Here is a 9,261-nt window from a genome sequence, read left to right as displayed (position 1 = left end):
AAGGTGCTTTCCGGTGGTGTGGATGCAAATGCATTGCATAAGCCGAAGCGTTTCTTCGGGGCGGCCCGGAATATTGAAGATGGCGGATCGTTAACAATCTTAGCCACGGCTTTGACAGAGACCGGATCGAAAATGGATGACGTGATCTTTGAAGAGTTTAAAGGAACGGGTAACATGGAGTTGCAATTGGATCGCAAGTTGTCCAATCGTCGTATTTATCCGGCCGTGGACATTACGGCTTCCAGTACGCGTCGCGACGATCTCTTGTTGGACGATTATACGTTGAATCGTATTTGGATATTGCGTAATTATTTGACGGATATGAATTCCGTTGAAGCTATGCAATTCGTGAAGGATCGCCTGGAAAAAACCAAATCCAATGAAGAATTCCTGATTTCCATGAACGATAAGTGATTCTTATGACTTATAAGATAAAAAAGCGGGTTAAAAATTCTTTTAACCCGCTTTTTCTATGTTTTGTAACATGTAGATTACAAAATGCATCTTTTTTTATTATATTTGCATTGCAAAAAAAGAGAGATGGAGAGTTTACGAATTACACACAATATTCTATTGAAGGAGAGAACTTCCACTATCCGTCGGGGGCTGTTGGATGTAATAGATTGTCGTGCCCGTTTGATTGCAATAAAGGGGAGTCGTGGTGTGGGAAAAACAAACTTTCTACTGGCTTTTTGTAAAGAACATTATGAGGATGATCCTTCTTGCCTTTACGTGAATATTAACAATCTTTTTTTTGCAACGGAAGGATTGTTCCATTTCGTGGAACGTTTCTATAAATTAGGGGGGAAGGTATTGTTGTTGGATCAAGTTCATAAATATCCCAATTGGGATAAAGAGTTGAGGGAAGCTTACGATCATTTTCCTGAATTGCGGATTGTTTTTACGGCTTCTTCTATCGTGCGGATTAAATCCAATAAATACCTTCAAGGTATCGTGGAGATGTATAATTTGAGCGGGTTGTCTTTTCGGGAATTTCTGGAACTGGAAACGGGGCATAAATTTCCTGTATTTGCTTTTGAAGAGATTCTTGAACATCACGAAGAGATTGTAGAGGATATTTTAGCCCGGGTACGTCCATTAGCTCATTTCGGGAATTATTTGAAATACGGTTATTATCCCATCTATTTGGAAGAAAAATCACATATCGATTATTTATTGAAGAATATAAACTTAACGTTAGAGTTTGATATTCCGTATAATAACCAAATAGAATTGAAATATTTGACCAAGTTGAAGCAATTGCTTTATATTGTGGCAAATGATAATAACAATGTAAATATTAGCAAGCTGAGCCATGAGATCGGAGTATCGAGGGCTACGGTGCTTAATTATTTGCATTATATGAAAAATGCCCGTTTGCTGACCTTGTTGTTTGACAAGGAAAGTGATGATGAGAATGGATTGAAACCCAATCAGGTATACCTTCATAATCCCAATTTATTGAATGCCGTATGTTTGGATAATACGGATGCCGCTACGGTCAGAAAAACTTTTTTAGTTAGTCAGTTATGTCCTATAGCCAGGTTGAATTATTCGGAGAATGCGGATTTTCTGGTAAACGGACGTTATGATATTGTTCTGAGACAGGAGGGAGATAAAAGGCGAATAAAGGATAATTTAATAATAATGACGGATATGATAGAACGGGGGAAGAAAAATATTGTACCTTTATGGCTTACTGGTTTTGTATATTGATGTTTAAATAAATAGTGTAATATAAAAGTTGAAAATGAGATCACACGCTGGACGGAGAGGGCTTCGGTATTTTTCAGGTGTTGAATCCTGTTTTCAGAGGAATGAATGATTGTTAGTTAATGTTTAAAAAAATGGCAAAAGAAAAGAAATTTATTACCTGTGATGGTAACGCTGCTGCTGCGCATATAGCCTATATGTTCAGTGAGGTATCGTGTATTTATCCGATCACTCCTTCGTCTCCGATGGCTGAATACGTTGACGAATGGGCTGCTAAAGGAAGAAAAAATATGTTTGGCGAAACTGTTCGCTTGGTTGAAATGCAATCGGAAGCGGGAGCTGCCGGAGCTGTTCATGGTTCTTTGCAAGCGGGAGCTTTGACGACTACTTATACGGCGTCTCAAGGTTTGTTGTTGATGATTCCGAATATGTATAAGATTGCAGGAGAGTTACTTCCGTGCGTTTTCCACGTGAGTGCCCGAGCTTTAGCAGCTCATGCTCTTTCTATTTTCGGTGATCACGCAGACGTTTACGCCGCTCGTCAGACCGGTTTTGCCATGTTGGCTTCCGGTTCCGTTCAGGAAGTAATGGACCTTTCAGCCGTTTCTCATTTAACTGCTATAAAATCCAGAGTACCTTTCTTGAATTTCTTCGATGGATTCCGTACTTCTCATGAAATACAGAAGATAGAAGAGATCGATATGGATGATTTGCGCGGGTTGGTAGATATGAAAGCATTACAGGAATTCCGCGATAGAGCTCAAAATTCGGAAAATCCTGTGACCAAGGGTACTGCTCAGAATCCGGATATCTACTTCCAGGCAAGAGAGGCTGCCAATCGTTTTTATGATGCAGTTCCTGATATTGTGGCCGAATACATGAAAGAGATGTCTAAGATCACGGGTCGTACATATCGTCCGTTCGATTACTATGGAGCGAAGGATGCTGAAAATATCATTATCGCCATGGGATCGGTAACCGAGACCATTCGGGAGGTGATTGACTATAAAGTAGCCCAAGGAGAAAAGGTCGGAATGATAGCAGTACACCTGTATCGTCCGTTCTCTGCTAAATATTTTATGGAGGTAATGCCGGCATCTGTAAAAAGAATTGCCGTACTTGATCGTACCAAGGAGCCGGGAGCCAATGGAGATCCTTTGTATTTGGATGTAAAAGAGATTTTCTACGGTAAAGAGAATGCTCCGGTTATCGTGGGTGGTCGTTACGGATTGGGTTCTAAAGACGTTACTCCCGCTCAGATTATTGCCGTGTATAAGAATCTGGCAATGAACGAGCCGAAAGATAAATTTACGATTGGAATTGTAGATGATGTTACTTTCCACTCCCTTCCTGTTGAACCGGAAGTAAAAGTAACTTCTGCCGGGACTTATGAAGCTAAATTTTACGGTTTAGGTTCAGACGGTACGGTAGGTGCTAACAAGAATTCCATTAAGATTATCGGTAGTGCAACCAATAAATATTGTCAGGCCTATTTCGCTTATGATTCTAAGAAATCGGGCGGTTTTACCGCTTCTCACCTTCGTTTCGGTGATGAGCCGATCCGTTCTACTTATTTGGTAACGACTCCTGACTTTGTGGCTTGCCACGTTCCGGCATACATTCACATGTATGACGTGTTGAAAGGATTGAAGAAGGGTGGTTCTTTCTTGTTGAACTCTATCTGGGATGAAAAAGAGGTCGGAAACCATCTCCCGAATGCAATGAAGCGTTATTTAGCTCAGAATGAGATCGATTTTTATATCATTAACGGTACGAAGTTAGGTCAGCAATTAGGGTTGGGTAATCGTACGAATACGATTATGCAAGCTGCGTTCTTTAAGATCACGAATGTGATCCCGTATGAATTGGCCGTGAGCGAAATGAAGAAAGCAATCGATAAATCATACGGTACGAAGGGAGAAGCCATCGTGAAGATGAACTACGCGGCTGTGGATGCCGGTGGTGAGCATGTCGTTAAGGTGGAAATCCCTGCCGATTGGAAAAACTTGAAAGATGAAGTTGCAGCTCCTGATCAGAATCGTCCTGAATTTATCCGTAAGGTGGTAGACGTGATGAACGCCCAGGCCGGAGATGATCTTCCTGTAAGTGCATTTGCGGGACGTGAGGACGGAACTTTTCCTGCCGGAACTTCTCGTTATGAAAAACGGGGAATTGCGATTAACGTACCGGAATGGCAAGTGAATAACTGTATACAATGTAATCAATGTGCTTACGTTTGTCCTCACGCTGCTATTCGTCCGTTCTTAATGACAGAGGCTGAGTTGACTGCAGCTCCTGCCGGAACGGCTTCCAAGCCGGCTATCGGTAAAGAGTTTGCCGGTCTTCATTTTAAAATTCAGGTATCTCCGTTAGATTGTACGGGCTGTGGAAACTGTGCCGACGTATGTCCGGCAAAGGAGAAAGCACTCGTTATGAAGCCGCTTGCATCTCAGGAAGCTGAAATTGCTCGTTTTAAATATATGGATGAGAAGGTCGGTTACAAACGTTTGGTGGAACCGAACAATGTAAAGAACTCTCAGTTCCAACAACCTTTGTTTGAGTTCTCCGGAGCCTGTGCCGGTTGTGGTGAGACCCCGTATATTAAATTGATTACTCAACTGTTCGGAGAGAGAATGATGGTAGCTAATGCAACCGGATGTTCCTCTATTTACGGAGGTTCTGCTCCTTCCACTCCTTATTGCAAAAATAATGTGACAGGCCGCGGTCCGGCTTGGGCAAACTCTTTGTTTGAGGATAATGCCGAATACGGATTTGGTATGGCTGAAGGTGCTAATCGTTTGCGTGAACGTGCCAAGAGACTGATCGAAGAGAACATGAATCAATTCTCTGCGGAGACTCAGGCTGCTGCTCAAGAGTGGATTTCTGCTTACGAAGATGGAGATAAAACTTTGGCAACGAGTGATAAATTGTCTGCTGCAATGGCCAAAGAGACATCGGCTATTGCTAAAGAAATCATAGCTTTGAAACCTTATTTCCCGAAAAAATCACAATGGATATTCGGTGGCGACGGTTGGGCGTATGATATCGGTTACGGTGGGTTGGATCACGTGTTAGCCAGTGGTCATAATGTGAATGTACTGGTTGTGGATACGGAAGTATATTCCAATACTGGCGGTCAATCTTCTAAATCAACGCCTGTCGGAGCGGTTGCAAAATTTGCCGCAAGTGGGAAACGGGTACGGAAAAAAGATTTGGGTATGATGGCTGCTTCATATGGTTACGTGTATGTAGCACAGGTTGCCATGGGAGCAAATCAGGCTCAGTATTTGAAAGCTTTGAAAGAGGCAGAGGCTTATCCCGGACCTTCTTTGATCATTGCTTACGCACCTTGTATTAATCACGGGTTGAAAGCAAGTATGGGTAAATCTCAGGCTGAGGAGAAAAAAGCTGTAGAGTGTGGCTATTGGCAGCTGTACCGTTATAACCCGATGCTGGAAGAAGAAGGCAAGAATCCTTTCCAATTGGATTCGAAAGAACCTGATTATTCTAAATTCAGAGAGTTCTTGATGGGAGAGGTTCGCTATAACTCCTTAATTAAGGCTGCTCCGGAAGATGCGGAACGTTTGTTCGAAATGACGGAACGGGATGCCAAGTGGAGATATGAAGGTTATAAACGTCGTGCTGAAATGAAGTACGGTAACGAATAATATTCACAATAATTCGAGATGGCGCTGTTCAAAATTGGACAGCGCTATTTCTTTATCGTGAAAACGCTTTTTAATTTTTGCAATTGGCGTTTAGAAGAGCGATGCTCTCTTTATTTAATTGATCTATGGGGAAACCTAATTTTTGGGCTTGTGTGTAATCTTTACATGCTTTTTCTTTTTCTCCCAGTTCTAAAAATATTTGAGCTCTTGTGATATAGGCTGCCGCATAGCTCGGCTTTATTTTCAGGGCTTTGTTTACATTCTGTAAGGCTTTATCGGCTAAACCCTGTTTTAGTAAAGAGAAAGCCCAACTGTTCAAAATGATGGTCTCATCCGGGTATTTTTGTATTAGTTTTTCCAGAATGGTATGAGCCTCTTTTTCTCTTTTCAGGTTAATCAGTAATTTTGCCCTGTTAGCTTGTATGATGAAATCGTCCGGATCCTTTTCCAGGTAAGTATCGAAATCCGAAAGTACTTTATTCCACTGTTTTTGCTGAATGTAAATCCGGATTCTCTTCATTAGTAAATCATTGTCATCCGGATATTTTTTTAGCATCAGGTTATAATCATCGAGTGCTTCCTGGTATTGCCGGGATTGAAAATAACAATATCCTCTTCTGAAATAATAGATATCTTTCGGTTCCAGATCGATGATGATGGAGTATAGCTCTGCGGCTTCTTCGAAACGGTTTTGATTTTCCCGGATAAATCCTTTGTTGTAAATAGCCTTTATATTTTTAGGATTGATCTTTAGTGCTTTGTCAAATAGAGTTATTGCCCGCGAAAAATTACCTTTATGAGTTTGTTCTATGCCAGCCTGAGTTAATTCAACGTCTTTCTGGGCATAAACCGAAAAGAAAAAAAACATAAAGAGAATCATAAATAGATATCTCATATAGTTAAGGCGTGTTAGGGTTAATAGTCGTATAAAATTATAAAAAGTATAGAATGCTTCAAAATATTTTCATTTATATTTTGAATTTTTATTATTCAAAATCTTTTTTTAATGAAATGGATTATTCGTTTGAACAGAATGATATTTGAAAGGATAAAGTAATTCATTTTTAGATGTTTAACTCTTGCGTTGAATAACGGGAAAAAACGGGTTTTATTTTGATAAATCATTCAAAACAGACGACATTGTCCGGTTTTGAAAAAAATACAATTGATATTATATTTTAGTGTTTATTTGTATAAAGTAACAAGATGCCTGTTTCAAAGTAAGTATTCGGAAAAGTCGGGAAACAAGAGAATGGGGTTGTAGGTAAATCAAGGAGTGAAACATTTGAGGCATAAAATGAAAGAGATCATGAATTTGAATCTTGTCAAAAAGATCGAGACCGGAATCTTGTAAACCCCGGGAGGGTATGAAGATTGGTATGTTAAAATAGTTACATAGGGTGAGAAAGGTTGTTTCGGTTCCTGTTTTTTCGTTAAAATAATTATCTTTGGGGGCAGAATAAATAAATCACTTACTATAAAACAATGGATCAAGAAAACAAACAACCTAATTCGCTTCCGGAAAATGCCTATCGGGAGCTTGCACCGGGTGAAGAATACAAACCTATGATGTCGGCAAAGTCGAAACCTCAGGAGGTTACATTATATTCGGTGACATTCGGTATCATTATGGCAATTATCTTTTCAGCGGCTGCCGCTTATTTGGGGTTAAAAGTAGGACAGGTTTTTGAAGCAGCCATTCCGATCGCTATCATTGCGGTAGGGGTCGGTAATGTCATGGGGCGTAAGAATATGTTGGGACAGAATGTCATTATTCAATCGATCGGGGCAAGTTCCGGGGTTATTGTCGCGGGAGCTATATTTACCTTACCCGCTCTTTATATCTTGGGATTGGATGCGCATTTTTATCAGATTTTCCTCTCTTCTCTATTCGGCGGATTGTTAGGTATTATGTTATTGATCCCTTTCCGGAAATATTTTGTGAAAGATATGCACGGTAAGTATCCCTTCCCGGAGGCTACGGCCACGACGGAAGTGCTGGTTTCGGGAGAGAAAAAAGGAAATCAGGCTAAATTGTTGGCTGTTAGCGGGCTTATCGGCGGATTATATGATTTTATCGTGAGTACTTTCGGTTGGTGGTCGGAAGGGATCTCTACCCGGATTATGGGATGGGGGGAGTTGTTGGCTGACAAGATGAAAGTCGTGTTAAAGATTAACACGGGAGCCGCGGTATTGGGACTTGGTTATATCGTAGGATTGAAATATGCTGCTTTTATTTGTGCGGGTTCGTTTACGGTATGGTTTGTTCTGATTCCTTTTATCAGTTATTTTGCCGACGGACAGACTTTGGCCGTGGGAGAAAATATTACGATGTTGATAGGTCAGATGAGTCCGGAACAGATATTTACCAATTATGCTCGTCACATTGGTATCGGAGGTATTGCAATGGCCGGTATTATCGGTATTATTCGTTCTTCCGGTATTATAAAACAAGCCTTAGGGTTGGCCGTGAGTGAGTTGAAAGGAAAAAAGGATGCCGGAGAACTAACGGAACGTACCCAGAGAGATCTTCCGATGAAGACGATCTTGTCCGGTTTGATTGCTACATTAATAGCCATATTCGTATTTTTTCAGATTGGAGTGCTGGGAAATATGTTTCATACGGTTATTGCAACTTTAATCGTGTTTGTGATCGCTTTTCTGTTCACGACGGTAGCTGCTAATGCCATTGCTATCGTGGGTTCCAATCCGGTATCGGGAATGACGTTGATGACTCTTATTCTTAGTTCATTAGTGTTAGTAAGTGCGGGTTTGAGCGGAACAAGCGGTATGACGGCTGCCATGATTATCGGAGGTGTAGTTTGTACTGCCTTATCTATGGCCGGGGGTTTCATTACGGATTTGAAAATCGGTTATTGGCTGGGAACCACACCTGCTAAACAGGAGGGATGGAAGTTTTTGGGAACGGCCGTGTCTGCAGCCACTATCGCCGGAGTGATGATGGTGCTGAACAAAACTTACGGTTTCGTGGGAGACGGTGCTTTGGTAGCTCCTCAGGCAAATGCTATGGCTGCCGTAATTAAACCTTTGATGGAAGGTGGAGCGACTCCCTGGTTGCTTTATTTTGCCGGAGCGGCTTTGGCATTGATCTTGACAATGATCGGAGTTCCCGCGTTGGCTTTTGCCTTGGGAATGTTTATTCCATTGGATCTAAATACGCCTTTGTTGATCGGAGGGTTGATCAGTTGGTATGTCGGTTCTCGTAGTAAAGACGAACAAATAAATAAATCTCGGCGGGAACGGGGAACGTTGATCGCTTCCGGATTTATCGCGGGAGGAGCCTTAATGGGTGTGATCAGTGCCATTTTGAAGTACTGCGGTGCGGATTGGTTTGTGGAGTGGAGCGGTGCTGAAATTTTGGCCGTAGTGATGTATATCGCTATCATCATTTATTTTATTAAGGATTCGCTGAGAGCCAAGCTGACGGATTGAATGATTAGGTGATTCAGTGATTGAATGATTCAGTGATTAGGGGATTAGAAGATTGAGTGATTGGGGTGCGATCGCGAGAATTATTTCGTTTGGAATGATAATATAAAATAATAAATTAAATCGATATGTTGGATCTAAAAGAACGTTTTTTGAAATATGTCGCTTTCGATACACAAAGTGATGAGAATAGCGAGACTTTTCCTTCAACGGACAAGCAATTGGTCTTGTTAAAGCATTTGACGGAAGAGATGAAGAGTTTGGGATTGGAGGAGGTAGAAATGGATGAGCACGGGTATGCTATGGGATCTATTCCGGCAACCCCGGGGTACGAAGATCGTCCGGTAATCGGTTTCATCTCTCACGTGGATACCAGCCCGGATATGAGTGGCGCTAATATAAAGCCGCAGATCATCGAGAATTACGATGG

The 9,261-nt window shown here is 41.4% G+C and carries 4 protein-coding genes and 2 pseudogenes; 5 read left to right on the top strand and 1 reads right to left on the bottom strand.

Going from position 1 to position 9,261, the window contains the following annotated elements:
* The 3 genes and pseudogenes from QZR76_RS13840 to nifJ form a co-directional block, all read left to right on the top strand.
* Window positions 1-414 (top strand): annotated as a pseudogene (locus QZR76_RS13840) (transcription termination factor Rho); the annotation flags it as partial.
* Between the two features lie 126 nt (window positions 415-540).
* Complete coding sequence (locus QZR76_RS13835) at window positions 541-1,716, top strand: AAA family ATPase (RefSeq protein WP_294143391.1); 1,176 nt, start codon at window positions 541-543, stop codon at window positions 1,714-1,716.
* Window positions 1,717-1,847: 131 nt separating this feature from the next.
* Window positions 1,848-5,381, top strand: coding sequence for a pyruvate:ferredoxin (flavodoxin) oxidoreductase (nifJ, locus tag QZR76_RS13830; RefSeq protein WP_294143390.1), 3,534 nt, complete (start codon window positions 1,848-1,850; stop codon window positions 5,379-5,381).
* Window positions 5,382-5,451: 70 nt separating this feature from the next.
* On the opposite strand, the gene QZR76_RS13825 is transcribed toward nifJ, so the two are convergent.
* A complete protein-coding gene (locus QZR76_RS13825; protein ID WP_294143389.1) occupies window positions 5,452-6,276 on the bottom strand; it encodes a tetratricopeptide repeat protein in 825 nt (274 codons plus the stop codon).
* A 590-nt stretch (window positions 6,277-6,866) separates the two neighbouring features.
* Between QZR76_RS13825 and QZR76_RS13820 the strand changes: the two genes are divergently transcribed.
* On the top strand, window positions 6,867-8,834 hold the full coding sequence (locus QZR76_RS13820; RefSeq protein ID WP_294143388.1) for an oligopeptide transporter, OPT family: 1,968 nt from the start codon (window positions 6,867-6,869) through the stop codon (window positions 8,832-8,834).
* A gap of 128 nt (window positions 8,835-8,962) precedes the next feature.
* Window positions 8,963-9,261 (top strand): annotated as a pseudogene (locus tag QZR76_RS13815) (peptidase T); the annotation flags it as partial.

The organism is uncultured Sanguibacteroides sp., assembly GCF_900543425.1.
Classification (GTDB): domain Bacteria; phylum Bacteroidota; class Bacteroidia; order Bacteroidales; family Marinifilaceae; genus Gabonibacter.
The sequence above is the reverse complement of the archived record's forward strand: the minus strand, read 5'-3'. Positions and strand labels throughout refer to the sequence as shown.